Source organism: Pseudomonas sp. B10 (genome assembly GCF_900156235.1).
Lineage (GTDB): Bacteria > Pseudomonadota > Gammaproteobacteria > Pseudomonadales > Pseudomonadaceae > Aquipseudomonas > Aquipseudomonas siliginis.
Window position 1 is genome coordinate 3,161,500 of record NZ_LT707063.1, and the last position, 21,008, is coordinate 3,182,507.

A 21,008-nucleotide genomic window follows, 5' to 3' on the forward strand; every position below is an offset into this window, starting at 1 on the left:
CCTCAACGGTCCGCTGCGAAGGCAAAATCTCCACAGACTCAGGAGCTTACCGATGGCAAATTCCCTCAATGGCAAACGCGTCGCTATTTTGGTTACCGATGGTTTCGAACAGGTCGAAATGACAGGCCCCAAGGATGCCCTGGAGCAGGCCGGCGTGCAGGTCGATATCCTTTCCGCCGAGGCTGGCACGGTGAAAGGCTGGAACCATGACAAACCGGCCGACGACTTCCCCGTCACCAACACTTTCCAGGCTGTGAGCGTCGATCAATACGATGCCGTGCTGCTGCCGGGCGGTGTGCAGAATTCCGACACCATCCGTATCGATCAGGATGCTCAGCATCTGGTCAAGACTGCCGCTTCGGCGGGCAAGCCGATTGCCGTGATCTGCCACGGCAGCTGGTTGCTGATCTCGGCAGGACTGGTCAATGGCAAGACCATGACCAGCTACAAAACGGTCAAGGACGATCTGGTCAATGCCGGGGTCAACTGGGTCGACCAGGAAGTGGTCAAGGACGGCAACCTGATCAGCAGCCGCCAACCGGATGATGTGCCGGCGTTCAGTCAGGCCCTGATTGACGCACTGGCTGCATAAGAGCTGAAATCGCTTTCGCGAGCAGGCTCGCTCCCACAGGTGAATGCATTCCAAGTGTGGGAGCGAGCCTGCTCGCGAAGGGGCCATCCGCTTTTCATCGCAGGCCAGACCGGAGCACGCGTCAACACGCTATACTCCCGCTCTTTTTTCCGGAGCGACGTCATGTCCCTGCCTAGCCTGCGCCTCAAAGCCAACGCCGACCGTCGCCTGCGCAACGGCCACTTGTGGGTCTACAGCAACGAAATCGACGTGGCCGCCACGCCTCTGCACGGCTTCAAGGCCGGCGATCAGGCGGTGCTCGAAGCCGCTGGCGGCAAGCCGTTGGGCATCGTCGCCATGAGCCCGAACAACCTGATCTGCGCGCGCCTGCTGTCGCGCGACATCAAACTGGCACTCGACAAGTCGTTGCTGGTGCACCGTCTGAACGTCGCGCTGTCGTTGCGTGAGCGTCTGTTCGACAAGCCGTTCTATCGCCTGGTCTACGGCGACTCCGACCTGCTGCCGGGTCTGGTGGTCGATCGTTTCGGCGACATTCTTGTGGTGCAGATCGCCTCGGCGACCATGGAAGCGCACAAGGACGACGTGATCGCCGCGCTGACTCAAGTGCTCAAGCCAAGCGGCATTTTGTTCAAGAATGACTCCGCCGCCCGCGACGCCGAAGGTCTCAACCGCTACGTCGAAGCCGTATTCGGTCTGGTACCGGAGTGGGTAGCGCTGGAAGAAAACGGCGTGAAGTTCGAGGCACCCGTCATTCAAGGGCAGAAAACCGGCTGGTTCTACGATCACCGCATGAACCGCGCGCGCCTGGCACCCTACGCCAAAGGCAAACGCGTGCTCGACCTCTATAGCTATATCGGTGGCTGGGGCGTGCAGGCCGCTGCGTTCGGCGCCAGCGAAGTGTTCTGCGTCGACGCCTCCGCATTCGCCCTTGACGGTGTCGAGCGCAACGCTGCGCTGAACGGTTTCGCTGACAAGATGACCTGCATCGAAGGCGATGTCTTTGAGGCGCTGAAGGAACTGAAAGCCAGCGAAGAACGCTTCGACGTGATCGTTGCCGATCCGCCAGCGTTCATCAAACGCAAGAAAGACATGAAGAATGGCGAAGGCGCCTACCGTCGTCTGAACGAACAAGCCATGCGCCTGCTGACCAAGGATGGCATTCTGGTCAGTGCTTCGTGCTCCATGCACCTGCCGGAAGATGATCTGCAGAACATCCTGCTGACCAGCGCCCGTCACCTGGACCGCAACATCCAGATGCTCGAGCGTGGCGGTCAGGGTCCGGATCATCCGGTGCATCCGGCCATCGCTGAAACCCGTTACATCAAAAGCATCACCTGCCGTCTGCTGCCCAACAGCTGATTGCGCTTGAACACCGGGGAGCCACTGAGCTCCCCGTTTTTTTTGCGCGCCCTCCCCCCGTTTTTTTACACTCGACATGAGTGTCCTGCCCTCTTCCTACAACTTCTTTCTCGCTGCCTTGCAGGAAGTTTCGTCATGCCTGTCAATCATGGAAATTAAACCTACACAGTAAGCCTCCTGCAAAAGATCACTCCGACAAAATTACTGGAATATTCCTACTTAATATCCGCTTGCCAATATTCGATTACAAACTAATATGAAGTTGTCGCAACGAAGCGACTCAACTACCAACGAACAAGGAGTTCACATCATGAAAACCATTTATCTCGAAACAGACAAACTCGCCAACCTGGCCTTTCTGGTTGCAGCCACCGGCCGCTAAGTAAGCCTGGACGCCGGAGAGTGCCGGCACTCTGGCGTCCATCAGACTTTTTCCCGAGTGACCTGAGCCCATGTATATCAATCCTTTTCTTTTTATATTGCCGCGCCCGCCCGGACAAGTTGTCTGGAACTACAAGAACCATACTCAACACGAACTTGATCTTGAATACTCCCATCGCCTCGCCAGCCTTATACACAACCCTGATATATTTGACCCGAACAACATAATAGACAGACAACTTCTGGACGCCGGCATTTTAATAACTTCAAAAATAGACAGTCCGAATTGGGGCTGGGATGAATTGTCGAAGATCTATCACATCGGCACACAAAACATACCTAGCGCACATACGCCTCGGAATATCCACGAGTGGTCCAGGCAATATCTGGCGCACTGCAGCGAAGTGCTGGCGAAGCCAGAACCTGCAGACCCCCGGGCGCGGCGATCAGTGCAGCCCCTGATTACCCTGCCCGTACCGGGCGCCATTGATGATGACAGCCTGACTCAGGCCCTGATGAGGCGCAAAACCTGTCGTTCCTACACCGGTGCAGCGGTGACACTGGATGAGGTTGGCACGCTGCTGTATTTGACCCTCGGCTATCTTCCCCCACGCGACAATGCCCACGACGATCCGGTCGCACCGGGTCTCGAGGCACGCCGAAGCTGCCCGTCCGGCGGCGGACTGAACGCCTGTGAGGGATTTGTCCTGGCGCAAAATGTCAGCGGACTGGAACCCGGCATCTACGCCTATCACCCTGCCGAACACGCCCTGAGCCGGATCAATGCGCTGCCGGATCCGGAGCTGGGTCAATTGCTCGGCGGCCAGCATTTCATCAACAACCTGCCACTGGGCGTGTTCATCACTGCAAGGTTTGATCGTCTCTGGTGGAAGTACGAGCACTCGCGTGCCTATCGCATGGCCTTCATCGAAGCCGGTCATCTCTCGCAAACCTTTCAACTGGTAGCGACGACGCTGGGCTTGAACACCTGGCTGACCGGCGCATTTGCCGACGCACAGGTTGAAACCCTGCTCGGCATCGCGGGCAGCGCCGAGCAACCGTTGTTCTTTGTCGGTTGCGGCGAAAGCGATGGTCACGTCATGTGCCAGGAAATGCGTGATCTGCTCAGCGGAGCACAGTCATGATTCCCACGGCGATGGACGAGAGCGAAGCCCCGGTGTCATGGTCGCTGAAATTCACGCTTCCAGGCTGGGAGAACCGTGCATCGGTACGCAGCAGTGTCCATGACTATCGGTTACCGGGCGATGTCGAGCAGCAATTGCAAACCCGCTACTGGTTACCCCCGGCCTTTGTGCCCTATCTGGCGCATCCGGCCATCCAGGCCAAAGGTCGCGAAACCCTGCACCGCCTTACCGCCAATCATCTGGTGTATTTCCTCGACTACACCACCCTGCTCGAACACCGCATCGTCAACCGCGCGGTGGAAGTCATCGTGCACCGCGAACTGCCCATTTATATACCGCTACCGATGAAACATGCGGCACTGCAGCTGTATACCGACGAGGGCTACCACGCGCTGTTTTCCAACCAGATTGCCGAGCAGATCGCTGCGCTCTACGGCATCACCCGGCGACCGGTCATTCCGAAGCGGATCAGCCGTATGAACGCTTTGATCGCGCGCACGCCGGAGAAAAACCGCGCTCTGGCCTGGTTCCTGCTGGGATTTGTCTCGGAAACCATCATTGCCCGCGAATTGCTGGAGGTCTGCCGCGACACGCTGGTGTCCAGTGTGAGTGACATGTTGCGCGATCACCTTGCCGACGAAGCCCGGCACAGCCGCTATTTCGCCGAAGCCTTCCATTACTTCTGGATTGCGATGAACAGTCGTCAACGCCTGTTCGCCAGCAAGACCCTCGTGGAGATCATTTCCATCTTCTTCGAAGCAGATGAAAGCTGGCTGCAACAAAGCCTGCGTTCGGCCGGTATTGCCGAGATCGACGTGATGGAGATTGTCGGCGGCACGGCAACGGTGCAGGCCAACCGCGCCCGTGCACGCGTTGGTTGCAAACCTACGGTGGAGGCCTTGCACAAGGCGGGTTTCTTTGCATTGCCCCACAACCAGACACTTTTCGCCAAAGCAGGATTGATCGATGGATAAACACAGCCGTGTAGCTACCCGCCGGCAACAACGCGGTGCCGTCAGCCTGTTGTTGGCGATGATCCTGCTTGGCGTGTTTCCGCTGGATGTGCTGCTGCCTTCCTTTCCGGCATTGGCAGCACACTTTGGCCGATCGTCAAACGACATCGCGCTGTCGATCAGTCTGTTTGCCGTGGGCATCGCATTTGCCCAATTATTGATCGGTCCGTTGTCCGATGTGATCGGGCGCAAAGGTCTGCTGCTGGCCGGCATGAGCGTGTCGCTGCTCGGCGCACTGGGCTGCGTGCTGAGCAATGACTACACGCTGTTCCTGATTTTCCGGGTGATGCAGGCGCTGGGATGCGGTTGCTTTGTGCTGTCCCAGGCACTGGTGCAGGATCTGTTCGAAGGCAACGAGCGTGATCGCCTGCGGATCCTGATGGTCACCGCAACGGGCATCTTCATTTCGGTATCACCATTGGCGGGCACGTTTCTGCAAGCCACGCTCGGCTGGCGCGGCAGCTTCTGGGTCTTCATCGCCCTGGCCGCAGCAGTTCTGATCAAGACCTGGCGATTGCTCGATAACAGCCGTCCTCCTCATGACGCCAATCGTCTGGGCTTCATCCAGTCCTATCGGCGCGTCCTGGGCAATTTCGAATTTTTCGGCTGTTGGCTGATTTCCGCATTCGCTTTCGCTTGCCACTTTTCCTTCATCGTCATTTCCCCGCTGATCTTCATGGAGCAGCTGCAGATGGCACCTTACGATTTCGCCTTGATCCTGCTGATTTACGGCGCCGCCTATGTCTTCGGCGGCGTGCTCGCCAGCGTGCTGAACCGGCATATCAATGCGCAACAGCAGATTTTTACCGGGCTGAGTCTGATCCTGCTCTCGGGACTGGTAATGCTCTATCTGGCGGCCAACCATGATTTGTCAGCTGCGACTGTGTTGATTCCAATGCTCATCTGCACGGTGGGCACGACCATTTCCCGGCCACCGGCTACCTCCCGCGCCATGAGCCTGTTTGCCGAAAATGCCGGCGCATCGGCGTCTGCCGGCAGCACCATCATCTTTATCTGTGGCGGGCTGGTCAGCGCCTTGATCAGCCTCGGCCCGGCCAACCTGCAAGCGACGCTGGGCTACGGTTTCGTCCTGTTGAGCGGCATATCCCTGTTGCTCAACAGCGTGATTGGCCGTCGCGTCAGCAACCTGCGCAGCAATCCGGTGATGCCGGGAGGCGACCACTGATCCTGCCAGTCGTCATCCCGCGTGCCTCTTCAGCGGGGGAACAACGCTTTGCGCCATTCCCTCGCGACGCCAGCGGTGTAGAATCGCCTCATTCATCGCCATTCATCCCCGGCGGGTTTATGAGCTCAGGCTGAGACCAGCGGCGATCCCGCAACGTCATCGGCAGCTTCCGGACACACGGCCATTTTTCGGGTGTTTCAGAGGTCAACAGAAGCTCACTCCCCTTTAGTACGTGATTAGCCGCCCGGAGTGCTCCATGCCAGATTACCGCTCGAAAACATCCACCCACGGCCGCAACATGGCCGGCGCCCGCGCACTGTGGCGCGCTACCGGCATGAAAGATGACGACTTCAAGAAGCCGATCATCGCCATCGCCAACTCGTTCACCCAGTTCGTCCCGGGGCATGTGCACCTGAAGGACCTGGGTCAACTGGTCGCCCGCGAAATCGAACGCGCCGGTGGCGTGGCCAAGGAATTCAACACCATTGCTGTCGATGACGGCATCGCCATGGGCCACGACGGCATGCTGTATTCGCTGCCGAGCCGCGAGATCATCGCCGACTCCGTCGAGTACATGGTCAATGCCCACTGCGCCGACGCCATCGTGTGCATTTCCAACTGCGACAAGATCACCCCGGGCATGCTGATGGCTGCACTGCGCCTGAACATCCCGGTGATCTTCGTTTCCGGCGGCCCGATGGAAGCGGGCAAGACCAAACTCGCCTCCCACGGCCTCGACCTCGTCGACGCCATGGTGATCGCCGCCGACTCCAGCGCTTCTGACGAGAAAGTCGCCGAGTACGAGCGCAGCGCCTGCCCGACCTGCGGTTCGTGCTCCGGCATGTTCACCGCCAACTCGATGAACTGCCTGACCGAAGCACTGGGTCTGGCCTTGCCGGGCAACGGTTCCACTCTGGCCACCCACAGCGACCGCGAACAGCTGTTCCTCCAGGCCGGTCGCACCATCGTCGAGCTGTGCAAGCGTTACTACGGCGAGAACGATGACTCCGTGCTGCCGCGCAACATCGCCAACTTCAAGGCGTTCGAGAACGCGATGATGCTCGACATCGCCATGGGCGGTTCGACCAACACCATCCTGCACTTGCTCGCAGCCGCCCAGGAAGCCGAGATCGATTTCGACCTGCGCGACATCGACCGCCTCTCGCGCAGCGTGCCGCAGCTGTGCAAAGTCGCGCCGAACATCCAGAAGTACCACATGGAAGACGTGCACCGCGCCGGCGGCATTTTCAGCATCCTCGGTTCGCTGGCCCGTGGCGGCCTGCTGCACACCGACTTGCCGACCGTGCACAGCCGCAGCATGGAAGAAGCCATCGCCAAGTGGGACATCACCCAGACCAGCGACGAAGCCGTGCATCACTTCTTCAAGGCAGGTCCGGCGGGCATTCCGACCCAGACTGCGTTCAGCCAGTCGACCCGTTGGGAAACCCTCGACGACGATCGTGAAAACGGCTGCATCCGCAGCTTCGAGCACGCCTATTCGAAAGAAGGCGGCCTCGCCGTGCTGTACGGCAACATCGCGCAGGACGGTTGCGTGGTGAAAACCGCCGGAGTCGATGAGTCGATCCACGTCTTCGAAGGCAACGCGAAAATCTTCGAAAGTCAGGACAGCGCCGTGCGCGGCATCCTCGCGGACGAAGTGAAGGAAGGCGACATCGTCATCATTCGCTACGAAGGCCCGAAAGGCGGCCCGGGCATGCAGGAAATGCTCTACCCGACGTCCTACCTGAAATCCAAAGGTCTGGGCAAAGCCTGTGCGCTGCTCACCGACGGGCGTTTCTCCGGCGGTACTTCCGGCCTGTCGATTGGTCACGCTTCGCCAGAGGCTGCGGCCGGCGGCGCGATTGGTCTGGTGCAGGATGGCGACAAGGTGCTGATCGACATTCCGAACCGCTCGATCAACCTGTTGGTCAGCGACGAAGAACTGGCGGCACGCCGTGCCGAGCAGGACAAGAAAGGCTGGAAACCGGTCGAGGTGCGTCCACGCAAAGTGACCACCGCGCTCAAGGCCTACGCCCTGCTGGCGACCAGTGCCGACAAGGGCGCTGTGCGTAACAAAGCGATGCTCGACGGGCTGTAACCGTCAAATCGCCGATGCAAAAATGCCCCGCCAAGTGCGGGGCTGATCGTTCCCACGCTCTGCGTGGGAATGTCTCAAGGGACGCTCCGCGTCCAGTGACGCGGAGCGTCACGGGCTGCATTCCCACGCAGAGCGTGGGAACGATCCAAGAGGGTGGCTGACACTACGCTTTCGCGAGCAGGCTCGCTCCCACCTTGAATCGGGGTGGCTTACTGGATTTCCTCAGGCTTGACGATCACCCAGTTCTTGTCCGCCGTCACCGGCAAGCCTTCCTTGGCCTGCGCCGCCGCGTGCTTGGCCATCATGCCGTTGATTTGCGTCATGTACTTGTCCTTGCGGTTGATCCACAAGTGAATGCCGCCCTTGGCCACGTCGACATCATGGAACAGCATGTAACCGTCGCTCGTCGGGGTATCGCCGCCGACCAGTACCGGTTTTTTCCATTCATCGATGTAGGTCAGGATCGCCGCGTGCTTGCCGGCCATCCAGGTTGCCGGGGTCCACAGGTACGGCGTCAGCTCCAGGCCGAGGTTGGCCTTCTCGTCATATTTGCCAGCAGTGATCTGTTTGCGCGCAGTGGTCAGCTCGCCGGTCTTCTGATCCTTGAGCAGCAGTGAAACGCCAATGACGTTCTGTGGTTTGACGTTGTAACCGTACTTGGGATCCGCCGCGACCATACGCACCAGTTCCTCGGAGGCGGCGGTCATCACGTAGACCTCGATGCCGTTCTCCATCAGCTTGTTATACAGCTCCTGCTGGCCAGTGAAGATCTTCGGCGGATTGACGTCGAGCTTCTTCACCACATCGCCTTCGTAATACGTCGCCGGCACCGGTTTGCCCGAAGCCATCAGTTCGTCAACGTAGCCCTTGAGTTCCTTGAGGGTGAAGCCGGAGAACACCTGCGCCACCCACGGGTAGCAGACCATGTCGTCGACTTCGCAGAGCCGGTAGTAATAACTGAACAGGCTTTCCTTGTGCCCGGCGGTGTCCTTGAAGGGCATCAGTTTCAGCGAGGGGTCGAGCTTGTCGCGGGTAATAAGGCCTTTGTTTTCCATGAACGGCAGCAAGGATTCTTCGAGGTCGTAGCGGTAACTGGTGTTGTCCATGTCGAACACCGCGTAATTACCCGTGTTGGCGTTGGCGGCAATCATCGCGTCCAGCGCCTTGGCCTGATCCGCCGGCCAATGCTTGAGGTCCGTGGCCAATGCCTGGCCGGCAAGGCCAGCCGCCAGTGCCACAGCCAACAACGTGCGTACAATTCTCATAGCGCTACTCCCCGATGCAAAGAGTTCGACGCTAACAAATCAGTGTGACAACCCTCGCCTGTCAGCGACCGCTGACGTCCCCTGCGCGTCAGTTGCATTGCCGACAGCGACACGCGCTTATTCCAAAAACGACGGACGCCCTGCCATTTCGGTATTAAATCATTGCAAATCAAGCTGTTAGGCTTTCCGGTTCGCAGCAGCCCCGGATGGCTGTTGGCACAGTCTTTACTGGAGTTCTCATGAATCTACCGCTGATTCTCAACCTGCTGGTGTTCCTCGCCCTGCTCTTCGGTCTGGCGCAGACCCGCCACTCTACCTGGAGCCTGGCGAAAAAAGTCCTGCTTGCACTGGTCCTCGGCGTGGCGTTCGGCGTCGCGCTGCACACGATTTACGGTGCCGGCAATCCGGTGCTGAAAGCCTCGATCGGCTGGTTCGATCTGGTCGGCAACGGTTACGTGCAGTTGCTGCAAATGATCGTGATCCCGCTGGTGTTCGCTTCGATCCTCAGCGCCGTGGCCCGCCTGCACAATGCCTCGTCGCTGGGCAAGATCAGTTTCCTGACCATCGGCACGCTGCTGTTCACCACTGCCATCGCGGCGCTGATCGGCATCGGCCTGACCAACCTGTTCGGCCTTACCGCTGAAGGTCTGGTCGCCGGCACTCAGGAAATGGCGCGCCTGCAAACCATTCAGAACGACTACGCCGGCAAGGTCGCCGACCTGAATGTGCCGCAACTGCTGCTGTCGTTCATTCCGCAGAACCCGTTCGCCGACCTGGCCCGGGCCAAGCCGACCTCGATCATCAGTGTGGTGATCTTCGCCGCGTTCCTCGGGGTTGCCGCGCTGCAACTGCTCAAGGATGACGTGGAAAAAGGTCAGAAAGTGATCAACGCCATCGACACCCTGCAAGCCTGGGTGATGCGTCTGGTGCGTCTGGTGATGAAGCTGACCCCGTACGGCGTGCTGGCGCTGATGACCAAAGTGGTCGCCGGTTCCAACCTGCAGGACATCATCAAGCTCGGCAGTTTCGTCGTAGTGTCCTATATCGGCCTGGGCCTGATGTTCGTCGTGCACGGCGTGCTGGTGTCGGCCGCCGGGATCAACCCGCTGCGCTTCTTCCGCAAGATCTGGCCGGTGCTGACGTTTGCTTTCACCAGTCGCTCCAGCGCAGCGACCATTCCGTTGAGCATCGAAGCGCAGACCCGTCGTCTGGGCATTCCTTCGTCGGTCGCCAGTTTCGCTGCCTCGTTCGGCGCGACGATTGGCCAGAACGGTTGCGCCGGTCTCTATCCGGCAATGTTGGCAGTGATGGTGGCACCAACGGTCGGCATCAACCCGCTGGATCCGCTGTGGATCGCGACGCTGGTGGCGATTGTCACGTTGAGTTCGGCCGGCGTGGCCGGAGTCGGTGGCGGCGCGACGTTCGCCGCCCTGATCGTGCTGCCGGCGATGGGCTTGCCGGTGTCACTGGTGGCACTGCTGATTTCGGTCGAGCCGCTGATCGATATGGGTCGCACCGCGTTGAACGTGAGTGGCTCGATTACCGCAGGGGCAATTACCAGTCAGGTCATGCAGCAGACGGATAAAGCGCTGCTGGATGCCGATGAGCACGCAGAGTTGGCCCAGGCTTAAGCTTCTCAGCGACTGAGCGGGCCTCTTCGCGAGCAGGCTCGCTCCCACACTGAAATGCGTTCCCCTGTGGGAGCGAGCCTGCTCGCGAAGCTGTTAGGCTTTCTCCCAAACCTCAAAGCTATATGCAGGTTTATCGCCCTCTGCCGGATTCGGTACATCCGACACCAGCTTCCATTCGCTCAGATCAAACTCCGGAAACCACGCATCCCCTTGCGGGCTCAGCGCCACGCGGGTCAGGTACAGCCGATCGGCATGCGCCAGTCCCTGCGCATACAACTGCGCGCCGCCAATCAGCATCAGCTCATCAACGCCTTGGGCTTTCGCCCATTCCTCGGCGCGGGCCACCGCGGCTTGCAGCGACGGATACACTTCGGCGCCTTCGAGCTGCAGATCAGGCTGACGGCTGACCACGATGTTCAAGCGCCCCGGCAACGGCCGGCCGAGCGAATCCCAGGTCTTTCGGCCCATGATGATCGGCTTGCCGAGCGTGGTCGCCTTGAAGTATTTGAAGTCCCCCGGCAGGTGCCAGGGCATGCTGTTGTCGACGCCGATCACGCGGTTTTCACCGAGGGCTGCGATCAGGCTGAGGGGCAGTGATTTAGTCATGCCGGCGAGGATACCAGAGCCGCGCTTACCCCGATAAGCGCCACAGCGGTTATGCTCAGCGCTCGATTTAGCGACGGGACGCCGCGTGACTGAACTGACTCCACTGCAAAACCTCTGGCTCACCGAAACCATCCGCCTGCGCGAAGAACATGCGGGGCCGCTGGATGACCTGGAAGCCAATCGTCTGGCCCGCGCCGCTGGCGGCGATCTGCCGAGCCGCATTGCGCGCCGGGCGCTATGGCTGGCCGAGCGTGACGGGCTCACCGCCGCCCTCAAGCACTGGCTGCAAGGCGCGCGTCTGGCGCTGGTGCTGTTGATGATTTTCGCCGTGCTCAGCGGCGCCGGTCTGGCTTTCGCCGCACTTGGGCAGACGCCGGTGAATGTGTTCTGGGCCCTGGGCAGCCTGCTCGGGATCAATCTGATTTTGCTGCTGAGTTGGGCGCTGGGCTTGATTTTCGCTGGCGAACACGGCGCCACCCTCGGGCGCTTGTGGCTGTGGCTCAGCGAAAAATTCGCTCGCGACGCCAAAGCCGCGCAGCTCGCGCCCGCCCTGCTGTTGCTGCTGCAACGCAAGAAACTCAACCGCTGGGCGCTCGGCGCGTTGGTCAATGGCCTGTGGCTGCTGGCGATGCTCAGCGCGTTGATTCTGCTGCTGACGCTGATGGCCACGCGGCGCTACGGCTTTGTCTGGGAAACCACGATCCTCAGCGCCGATACTTTCATCCACGTCACCCAGGCTCTCGGCTATCTGCCGGCGCTGCTTGGCTTCAACGTGCCGACCGAGGAAATGATCCGCGCCAGCGGCGCCGGCGCACTGGATATTGAAAGCGCACGACAAGCCTGGGCGACGTGGCTGGTCGGTGTGCTGGTGGTCTACGGCGTGCTGCCGCGCCTGCTGCTCGCGCTGTTCTGCCTGTGGCGCTGGAACAGCGGCAAAGCCACGCTGCGCCTGGATCTGAACCTGCCCGGCTACGCGCAACTGCGCGAAAGGCTGATGCCGACCAGCGAGCGCCTTGGTGTCAACGACCCGGAGCCGGCGCAACTGCATCGCGTCGAAAGCAACGTCGGCGAACTGGCCAGTGAAGGCGCGCTGCTGGTGGCGATCGAGTTGGACGAACAGCGCCCATGGCCACCCGCGCTGCCGAAAAACGTCAGCAACGCGGGCATCCTCGACAGTCGCGAATCGCGGCACAAACTGCTCGAACAACTCAGTCGCTTCCCGCCGGCTCGGCTGGCTATCGCCTGTGATCCGCGACGTTCGCCGGATCGCGGCAGCCTCGCGCTGATCGCCGAACTCGCGCGCAATGCCGGCGCCACCCGCATCTGGCTGCTGCAAGCGCCACCCGGCGAAGCGCTGGACGGGCAACGTCTGGGTGACTGGCACGCGGCGCTGCAACAGTTGGAGTTGCCGTTCGCCGATTGCGCGCCGATGAACTGGCTGGAGAGCGGACATGACTGATGCACGCAAGGCCCCGCTGAAACTCGCGGTGGTCGGCCACACCAATGTCGGCAAGACCTCGCTGCTGCGCACGCTGACCCGCGATGTCGGCTTCGGCGAAGTCTCGCATCGGCCGAGTACCACCCGGCATGTTGAAGGCGCGCGGTTGTCGGTGGATGGCGAGCCGTTGCTCGATCTGTACGACACGCCGGGGCTGGAAGATGCGATCGCCCTGTTGGATTTTCTCGAACGCCTGGAGCGCCCCGGCGAACGCCTCGACGGCCCGGCACGGCTGGCACGGTTTCTCGACGGCAGCGAGGCGCGCCAGCGTTTCGAACAGGAAGCCAAGGTACTGCGACAACTGCTGGCCTCCGATGCCGGTCTGTATGTGATCGACGCCCGCGAACCGGTGCTGGCCAAGTATCGCGACGAGCTGGAAGTGCTCGCCAGTTGCGGCAAGCCGCTGCTGCCGGTGCTGAATTTCGTCAGCAGCGCCAACCATCGCGAACCCGATTGGCGTGAAGCGCTGGCGCGGCTCGGGCTGCATGCGCTGGTGCGCTTCGACAGCGTCGCACCGCCCGAGGATGGCGAGCGGCGCTTGTACGAGAGCCTCGCCCTGCTATTGGAAAACGCCCGGCCGCAACTGGAGCGGTTGATCGCCGACCAGCAGGCGCAGCGCCTCGCCCGTCAGCAAAGCGCCGCACGCCTGATTGCCGAATTGCTGATCGATTGCGCCGCGTGCCGACGCAGTGTGGTCAGCGAAGCCGAGCAGGAACAGCAGGCGATCAGCGAACTGCGCAAAGCCGTGCGCCAGCGCGAGCAGAAGTGCGTTGAGGCGCTGCTCAAGCTCTACGCGTTTCGCCCGCAGGACGCGGCGGCCAGTGACTTGCCGTTGCTCGACGGGCGCTGGGGCGATGACCTGTTCAACCCGGAAACCCTGAAGCAACTCGGCGTGCGCGTCGGCGGCGGCATTGCTGCCGGTGCAGCGGCCGGGGCTGGCGTGGATTTGCTGGTCGGCGGGATTACCCTCGGCGCGGCAGCACTGGCCGGCGCGATTGCCGGTGGCGCACTGCAAACGGCGCGCAGTTACGGCAGCCGCTTGCTCGGCAAGATCAAAGGCCAGCGGGAATTGACGGTGGATGACGCCGTGCTGCGCCTTCTGGCGCTGCGCCAGCGCCAGTTGTTGCTGGCGCTGGATCAGCGTGGGCATGCGGCGATGGACAGCATTCAGGTGGCCACGCCTGTGGATAAAACCTGGCGCGAAGGCAAGTTGCCGGAAGCGCTGAACAAAGCGCGCGCGCATCCGCAGTGGTCGTCGCTCAATCCGCAGGCGAAGTTGAATCAGGCGGAAAGGCAGGAGCAGGTGGAGGCGTTGGCTGAAAACTTGTAGCGCCTGAGCCATTCGCGAGCAGGCTCGCTCCCACATTGGAATGCGGATCCCTGTGGGAGCGAGCCTGCTCGCGAATGGCGCGACTCGGTGACATGGGTTACGCCGCCAGCAGTCGCGCCGCTTTCGCTTTCAATCCAGCCAGATCCACCAGCGGCACTGCAACCTCCTTCGCCAACTCATCCCAGCGCCGCATGCGCAAACTCAGCGCACACAACGGATCAGCCTCGAACGCATCCGCCTCAGCCGCGCTCATTACCCCGCCCTGATATTCCAGCGTCCTGCGACTCGCCTCACTCAACCGCGCGTAATAGCCCGGCTCGCGCAAGGTCAGATAGCGTTTAGCCTGAACGTGATATTCCACCAGTCGCGCCAGCCGTTCACTGAAACCTGCCTCACGCAGATAATCGGCCCCGAGCCGTTCATGGCTGACCACGCCATAACCGCCCATGTTTTCCGCGCCCTCGGCACACAAATGGCCGATGTCATGAAAGAACGCCGCCAGCACCACTTCATCGTCACAGCCTTCAGCCATGGCCAATTCTGCGGCCTGGGACATGTGCTCGAGCTGCGACACCGGTTCGCCGATGTAATCGCTGGCGCCGAAGCGTTCATACAGGCCGAACACCCGGGCGATCACCTGTTCGTGATTCATGCCTCCTCCAGTAACTGCGCGATGTTGCGTTCGGCCAGCGCCGGGCCGACGCTCATGCCGACGCCGGTGTGCATCAGCGCCACGCTCAGGCCCGGTGCCGGACGCAGGAAAGAAAACGGCCCCGGTCCCCGAGCACCATAGACACCCTGCCAGCGTTCGACCACTTGCACCTGGCATCCCAGCGTCTGCTCGGCGAGTTCGAGCATCCAGTTGTCGACCTGCTCGGCGTTGAACGGTGACGCATCGCTGCCGTAATGATGCGAATCGCCGATGATCAACTCACCGTACGGCGTCGGGCTGATCAGCAAGTGAATGCCGTTGGCGTGCAGGTGCGGTTGTTCACGGAGAATCTGCGCCTGCACCGCTGCGGCTTCCGGCAGATCGGCGAAGGCGCCGTAGTGTACGCAGCTCAGGCCGGTGAGCACGGCGTGTTGCAGGTTCAACTCGATGCTTGGTCTGGCCCGCAGCATTTGCAAACGACAGATCTGCGGATTGAGCGCGGCAATCGGCTCGGCCAGCAGGGTCTGATAATCGTGGCCGGAGCAGACGATGATCTGCTTGCCGGTAAAACTGCCGGCGGTGCTGTGCAGATGCCCCGGCTCGACACCGCGCACCAGTGTGGAAAAGTGAAACTCGACGCCCAGGTCGCGGCGCAAATAATCGATCAGCGCCGGAATCGCTTCGCGCGAATACAACTGCTGATCATCGATACCGTGCAACACAGCACGGTGATGGCTGAACTGGCCGCCGTAGAGATCACGCAACGCCGCGCCGCGCAGCAGCTCGACGTTGTAGCCGTGCTCGATGGCGCGGCCGGCGCAGAAGACTTCGAGCAGGTGTTCTTCGGCCTCGTTACGGGCGAACAGGTATGAGCCGTTGCGTTTGATCTGCAGGCCGGCAAGTTGCGCCCAGTCGCCCCAGATCTCGCGACTGGCCTTGGCCAGTTCGAGCATGATGCCGGGCGGCTGACCGGTCACCAGCGCCTGGCCGAAGTTGCGCACCGAAGCGCCGAGGGGCGTGGCGGTGCGTTCGAATACCGCGACTTTCAGGCCGCGTTTGGCAGCGGCATAGGCGTGGGACAGACCGAGGATGCCGGCGCCGACGATGAGCAGGTCTTGGTGTTGTGTCATGAAGCCACCTCAATGATCGTTCCCACGCGGAGCAAAGGAACGCAGCCAGGGACGCTCCGCGTCCTTTGTGACGCAGAGCGTCACGGGATTCATTCCCACGCGGAGCGTGGGAACGATCGGCACCGGTTACTTGGCGACAACTTTCTCGGACTTGCCGTCATACCGCTTGCGCCATTCAGCCAGGATCTCGTCGCGATTCTTCGAGGCCCAGGCAAAGTCGTTCTTGATCAGCCGCTGCTCATAATCGGCTGGCAATTCGGTCTGCGGCTTGGCAATCCCCGGCTGCGCAAGAACAGCGAAGTTCTCCTTGTACAGATCCATCGCCTCGGCGCTGGCAGAGAAGTCCGCCAGTTTCTTCGCTGCCTCTTCATGCGGCGTGCCTTTGATCACCGCCGTCGCTTCGATCTCCCAGCCCAGACCTTCCTTCGGCAGGATGATGTCCAGTGGCGCGCCCTGGCGTTTCAGCTGTACGGCTGGATATTCAAAGGAAATCCCGATCGGAAACTCCCCCGCCGCCGCCAGTTTGCACGGCTTGGAACCGGAGTGAACGTACTGGCCGATGTTCTGGTGCAGGCCGTCCATATACGCCCAGCCCTGCTTCTCGCCGAAGGTCTGCAGCCAGGCGCTGACGTCGAGGAAACCGGTGCCGGACGACGCCGGATTGGGCATGACGATCTTGCCCTTGTACTCAGGCTTGGTCAGGTCCTGCCAGCTCACGGGCTTGGTCAGACCTTGCTTCTCGGCCTCGACGGTATTGAAGCAAATGGTCGCGGCCCAGACGTCCATGCCGACCCAGGCTGGCGGGTTGGCGGCGTCGCGGTAGTTCGCGCCGATCTTGCCGAGATCCTTCGGTGCATAGCTTTGCAGCATGCCTTGCTGGTCGAGAATCGCCAGGCTCGACGCGGCGAGGCCCCATACCGCGTCGGCCTGCGGACGAGCCTTTTCGGCGAGCAGTTTGGCGGTGATGATCCCGGTGGAATCGCGCACCCATTTTATCTCGACGTCCGGGTTGGCCTTTTCAAAGGCCTCCTTGTAGGACTTCAGTTGTTCGGCTTCGAGGGCGGTGTACACCATCAACTCGGTTTTTGCCGCGAAGGCATTCAGGCTGAAAGTCGCGAGCACAGCAGCGGCCAGGGCCATAGGCTTGAACATGAGCGTTTTCCTGTAGATGAGTTGATCGGGTTTGCAATCAGTGACCGGGCGCGGTTTGCCGCCAGGCCTGGGAACGGCGCAACAGGCCGCGCGAAGCCCACGCCAGCAGCAGCGACACGCCGGCCGAGGTGAACAGAATCAGGGTCGACATTGCCGCCGCACCGCCGACGTTGCCGGCGTCATCCATGTTCAGCACCGCCACCGCCGCGAGGATGGTGTCGGGGCTGTAAAGGAAGATCGCAGCGGAAACCGTGGTCATCGCCGAGACGAACAGGTAGCGCACGATGTCCAGCAGCGCCGGCAGGCAGATCGGCACGGTGACGCGCAGGTAATGCCGGTACAGCGGCGCCTTCAGCGACAGCGCCGCAGCTTCGAACTCGGCGTCGAGCTGGCGCAGCGCGGTGGTCGCGGTCATTTGTGCGGTGGTCAGATAGTGCGCAATGGTGCAGACGATCAGCAGCGTCATCGTCCCGTACAGCACGTGCAGCGGATTGCCGCGGAGGTTGAAGAAGAAGACGTAGCCCAGGCCCAGCACCAGCCCCGGCACCGCCATCGGCACGAAGCTGAGCATGCGCAAAGCCAGGTTGAGCCCACGCTGGGTGCGGGTTTTCTCCATCAGATAGGCGCCAGTGAAAATCAGCACGCTGCCGATCAGCGCGGTGCCCAGCGCCATCTTCAGACTGTTGCCGTAGGCGAGCCAGCCACCGCCGGCGGTCTCGTTGAACTGATAGTGGTTGAGCGACAGCGACAGGTTGTACGGCCAGAACTTCACCAGCGACGAAAACACCGCCATGCCGAACACCAGGATCAACGCCGCACTGATCAGCAAAACGATCGCCAGATAGCAGCCGTCGCGCAGCCTGGACGGCAGCGGTTTGAACACCTGCGCGCGCCCGCTCATGGAGTCGCCGTGACGCCGACGCAGCCAGGCATCGACACCAAAGCTGAACAGCGCCGGCAGCAACAGCACCATGCCGATCAACGCGCCGCGACCGAATTGCTGCTGGCCGACCACGGCTTTGTAGGCTTCCAGCGCCAGCACTTGATAGTCGCCACCGACCACCACCGGCACACCAAAATCGGTAATGGTCAGGGTGAACACCAGACAGAACGCAGCGAATACCGCCTGGCGGGTCGCCGGCCAGGTGATGCTGCGAAACGCCTTGGCCGGACTGGCGCCCATGCTCGATGCGGCATCGAAAAGCCGCGCATCGGCCAGCGACAATGCCGAGAGCAAAATCATCAGCGCATGGGGGAAGGTGTAGATCACCTCGCCCAGCACAATGCCCCAGAACCCATAGATATTGTCCGACAGCAGCCCACGCAGCATGCCCTGGTTGCCGAACAGATAGACCAGAGCAATCCCCGGCAGCATCGACGGCGCCATCAGTGGCAGCAGCGAGATTCCGCGCCAGATGCCTTTGCCCGGAATCAGCGTGCGTTGCAGCGCGTAGGCAAACAGGTAGGCCAGCGGTACGACAATGGCCGCAACGCTGAGGGACACTTTCAGGCTGTTGCCGAGCAGCCAATGGAAATTGGCGCTGGTCACCAACTCCTTCGCCGCGAGCCAGCCACCGCCCTGCCCGGCGTCGTTGCTGAAGCCGCGCCAGAAGATCGCCAGCAACGGCAGCAGCACCGCGAGGCCGAGCAACACCAGCAGGAGGACTTTGCCGCCGAGCACGAACAGGCGATCGCCGATCTCGACTTTCGAGGACTGTCGCACCTGCTTGTGCGGTAGCGGCAGCGCGAGGTTGCTGTTCATCAGGCGAACACCTGCAAACTGCGCGGCGGCAAGGCGACCATGATCTGCTGGGCGCCGAGGCGCGGCATGGCTTCTGGAGCGATTTCGGCGAGCAGTGCGTGGCCCGGCAATTGATCAAGTTCGAAGCTCATCCGGCAGCGGTTGCCGAGGAAAGTGACTTCGCGAACCCTGGCCGGGAACAGGTTCTCTTCGTGCACCAGCGGGTTGACGTTGATCGCCTCCGGGCGGCAGAACAGTCGACCCGAAGCGCCGTGTACGCTGCCCTCGGCCAGGCGCAGATTCATCCCGCCGACCTGGGCGTGACTGTCGCTGCTGCGCTGGAACGGCAGCCAGTTGCCCTGGCCGACAAACTCGGCCACGAACGGCGTGGCCGGACGGTTGTAGATTTCCTGCGGCGTGGCGTACTGCTCGACACGGCCGTTGTTCATCACGGCGATGCGATCGGCCATCAACATCGCTTCGTCCTGATTGTGCGTGACCATCAGCGTGGTGATGCCGAGGTTGCGTTGCAGCTGACGCAGCTCGGTGCACAGATGCTCGCGCACCCGCGCGTCGAGGGCCGACATCGGTTCATCGAGTAATAACAGCGACGGCGCCGGCGCCAATGCGCGAGCGAGCGCTACTCGCTGTTGCTGACCGCCGGACAATTGGCCTGGGTACTTTTTCTCACTGCCAGTGAGGCCGACCAGTTCCAGCATCTGGCCGACACGCCGGCGCACTTCATCGCGACCGCTGCCGGCGAGGCCGTAGGCAATGTTCGCCTCGACCGTCAGATTCGGGAACAGCGCGTAGGACTGGAACAGAATCCCGTAATCCCGCGCTTGCGGGGCAAGATGCGAGACATCGCGATCGCCCAGATACAGCTCGCCACTGTCCTGCTGTTCCAGCCCGGCAATGCAGCGCAGCAATGTGGTCTTGCCACAGCCCGACGGGCCGAGCAGGCACACCAGTTCACCGGCGGCGACGTCGAGGGAGACGTTATCCAGCGCAGTGAACGCACCGAAACGCTTGTGCACGCCGCGCACTTTCATCGGCGCGCCGGGGTTGGTCAGGGCAGTTGCGATGGCAGGATTCATGGACAGGCCTCATCAAACGGATGAGGCCAATCCTAGAGTTGTAATGCGTCCGTCATGTGGCAACGAGGCAAAAACGGCTGATAGTGGTATTTGGGGATTTTGGTTCAGATGGCTCGGATCATGAGTTGTTTGGTCTGGCCTCATCGCTGGCAAGCCAGCTCCCACAGTGATCTCCAATGAATACAGATTTTGTGAACACCAGAAATACCTGTGGGAGCTGGCTTGCCAGCGATGAGGCCAGCGAAGGCAAACAAGAAATCAGGCCGGAGACATCTCTTGTGCCAAGCCGAGAAACGCCGCCGGCAACCGCGCACCCTTTCTTTCCTTCAGGCAATACAGATACTCCGGAATCTGCGGCGCATTCTCGATGGTCAGCACGCGCAACTGCGGATCATGCGGCACTTCCTGCCGCGCAATGATGCTGATACCGATATTGCGCAGCACGGCTTCACGAATCGACTCACGGCTGCCGATCTCCAGCAACGGCCCGAAACTGACCCCGGCGCTGGCCAGCAACTCTTCGGTCAAGCGCCGCGTGGTCGAACCCGGCTCGCGCATCAACAACGTATGCCCGGCCAGTGCGTTCAGCGTCACATGTTCCTGCGCCGCCAACGGATGATTGCGATGCACCGCCAGCACCAGCGGATCGGTGCCGAGTACCCGGCGAATCAACCGCGCATCATCGAGCAACTGCGACGATGCCGCGACATCCACGCGGTAATCCTCCAGCGCTTCGAGCACTTGCTGCGAATTGCCGATCTCCACCGACACTTCCACCTGCGGCAAACGCTCGCGGAAGGTCTTCACCAGATCGAGGATGTAATACGGCGCCGTCGCGGCAATGCGCAGCGTGCCCTGCACTTGCCCGCTATTGCGCAGAAAGAATTCGATGTCGGCCTCTTGCTGCAATAGGGTCTTGACCATCGGCAACAACCGCGCGCCTTCGTCACTGACGCTTAAACGGCGCCCGCCACGGTAGAACAGTTCCACCGAATACTGACTCTCCAGATTGCGGATCTGCGTGGTCACGGTCGGTTGGCTGAGGCCGAGTTTTTTCGCCGCCAGCGTGATGCTGCCCAGGCGGGCGACCATGTAAAACGCTTTCAGCTCGGCACTCAGCACAACCATCCCT

At 61.3% G+C, this 21,008-nt stretch carries 17 protein-coding genes; 9 read left to right on the forward strand and 8 right to left on the reverse strand.

The annotated features are described in order from the left end of the window. Positions 1–52: 52 nt before the first annotated feature. From BXA01_RS14380 to ilvD, 6 genes are all read left to right on the forward strand, one after another. A complete protein-coding gene (locus BXA01_RS14380; RefSeq protein WP_076564453.1) occupies positions 53–592 on the forward strand; it encodes a type 1 glutamine amidotransferase domain-containing protein in 540 nt (179 codons plus the stop codon). A gap of 162 nt (positions 593–754) precedes the next feature. After that, positions 755–1,951, forward strand: coding sequence for a class I SAM-dependent rRNA methyltransferase (locus BXA01_RS14385; protein ID WP_076564454.1), 1,197 nt, complete (start codon positions 755–757; stop codon positions 1,949–1,951). A gap of 452 nt (positions 1,952–2,403) precedes the next feature. After that, positions 2,404–3,477 carry a SagB family peptide dehydrogenase gene (locus BXA01_RS14390; RefSeq protein WP_076564455.1) on the forward strand — a complete coding sequence of 358 codons (1,074 nt, stop codon included), beginning with the start codon at positions 2,404–2,406 and terminating at the stop codon, positions 3,475–3,477. Continuing rightward, positions 3,474–4,451, forward strand: coding sequence for a diiron oxygenase (locus BXA01_RS14395; RefSeq protein WP_076564456.1), 978 nt, complete (start codon positions 3,474–3,476; stop codon positions 4,449–4,451). The genes BXA01_RS14390 and BXA01_RS14395 overlap by 4 nt, the downstream gene beginning before the upstream one ends. Further along, positions 4,444–5,676, forward strand: coding sequence for an MFS transporter (locus tag BXA01_RS14400; RefSeq protein WP_076564457.1), 1,233 nt, complete (start codon positions 4,444–4,446; stop codon positions 5,674–5,676). Before BXA01_RS14395 ends, BXA01_RS14400 begins: the two co-directional genes overlap by 8 nt. A gap of 256 nt (positions 5,677–5,932) precedes the next feature. Next, positions 5,933–7,774 carry a dihydroxy-acid dehydratase gene (gene ilvD / locus BXA01_RS14405; protein ID WP_024014684.1) on the forward strand — a complete coding sequence of 614 codons (1,842 nt, stop codon included), beginning with the start codon at positions 5,933–5,935 and terminating at the stop codon, positions 7,772–7,774. A 209-nt stretch (positions 7,775–7,983) separates the two neighbouring features. Here ilvD and BXA01_RS14410 read toward each other — a convergent pair whose 3' ends face one another. After that, complete coding sequence (locus BXA01_RS14410; protein WP_076564458.1) at positions 7,984–9,039, reverse strand: phosphorylcholine phosphatase; 1,056 nt, start codon at positions 9,037–9,039, stop codon at positions 7,984–7,986. A gap of 239 nt (positions 9,040–9,278) precedes the next feature. Between BXA01_RS14410 and BXA01_RS14415 the strand changes: the two genes are divergently transcribed. Further along, positions 9,279–10,670 (forward strand): L-cystine transporter, encoded by a 1,392-nt coding sequence (locus BXA01_RS14415; RefSeq protein ID WP_076564459.1) that lies wholly within the window; start codon positions 9,279–9,281, stop codon positions 10,668–10,670. Positions 10,671–10,763: 93 nt separating this feature from the next. Here BXA01_RS14415 and BXA01_RS14420 read toward each other — a convergent pair whose 3' ends face one another. Continuing rightward, positions 10,764–11,276 (reverse strand): dihydrofolate reductase, encoded by a 513-nt coding sequence (locus tag BXA01_RS14420; RefSeq protein ID WP_076564460.1) that lies wholly within the window; start codon positions 11,274–11,276, stop codon positions 10,764–10,766. Between the two features lie 85 nt (positions 11,277–11,361). Here BXA01_RS14420 and BXA01_RS14425 point away from each other — a divergent pair, with 85 nt between their 5' ends. Further along, a complete protein-coding gene (locus tag BXA01_RS14425) occupies positions 11,362–12,735 on the forward strand; it encodes a DUF2868 domain-containing protein (protein WP_076564461.1) in 1,374 nt (457 codons plus the stop codon). Then, the gene (locus tag BXA01_RS14430) at positions 12,728–14,104 is read left to right on the forward strand and encodes a GTPase/DUF3482 domain-containing protein (RefSeq protein ID WP_076564462.1); all 1,377 of its coding nucleotides are present in this window, start codon (positions 12,728–12,730) and stop codon (positions 14,102–14,104) included. Before BXA01_RS14425 ends, BXA01_RS14430 begins: the two co-directional genes overlap by 8 nt. Positions 14,105–14,201: 97 nt before the next feature. On the opposite strand, the gene BXA01_RS14435 is transcribed toward BXA01_RS14430, so the two are convergent. The 6 genes from BXA01_RS14435 to BXA01_RS14460 form a co-directional block, all read right to left on the reverse strand. Beyond that, positions 14,202–14,756, reverse strand: a complete 555-nt coding sequence (locus BXA01_RS14435) for a phosphonate degradation HD-domain oxygenase (protein WP_076564463.1) — start codon at positions 14,754–14,756, stop codon at positions 14,202–14,204. Continuing rightward, positions 14,753–15,886 carry a TIGR03364 family FAD-dependent oxidoreductase gene (locus tag BXA01_RS14440; RefSeq protein WP_076564464.1) on the reverse strand — a complete coding sequence of 378 codons (1,134 nt, stop codon included), beginning with the start codon at positions 15,884–15,886 and terminating at the stop codon, positions 14,753–14,755. Before BXA01_RS14440 ends, BXA01_RS14435 begins: the two co-directional genes overlap by 4 nt. 126 nt (positions 15,887–16,012) lie before the next feature. Next, positions 16,013–17,038, reverse strand: a complete 1,026-nt coding sequence (locus tag BXA01_RS14445; protein WP_076564465.1) for a putative 2-aminoethylphosphonate ABC transporter substrate-binding protein — start codon at positions 17,036–17,038, stop codon at positions 16,013–16,015. Between the two features lie 37 nt (positions 17,039–17,075). After that, complete coding sequence (locus BXA01_RS14450; RefSeq protein WP_076564466.1) at positions 17,076–18,800, reverse strand: putative 2-aminoethylphosphonate ABC transporter permease subunit; 1,725 nt, start codon at positions 18,798–18,800, stop codon at positions 17,076–17,078. Beyond that, positions 18,800–19,876 carry a putative 2-aminoethylphosphonate ABC transporter ATP-binding protein gene (locus BXA01_RS14455; protein ID WP_076564467.1) on the reverse strand — a complete coding sequence of 359 codons (1,077 nt, stop codon included), beginning with the start codon at positions 19,874–19,876 and terminating at the stop codon, positions 18,800–18,802. The genes BXA01_RS14450 and BXA01_RS14455 overlap by 1 nt, the downstream gene beginning before the upstream one ends. A 258-nt stretch (positions 19,877–20,134) precedes the next feature. Further along, positions 20,135–20,998 (reverse strand): LysR family transcriptional regulator, encoded by an 864-nt coding sequence (locus BXA01_RS14460; RefSeq protein WP_038861192.1) that lies wholly within the window; start codon positions 20,996–20,998, stop codon positions 20,135–20,137. Between the last annotated feature and the right edge of the window lie 10 nt (positions 20,999–21,008).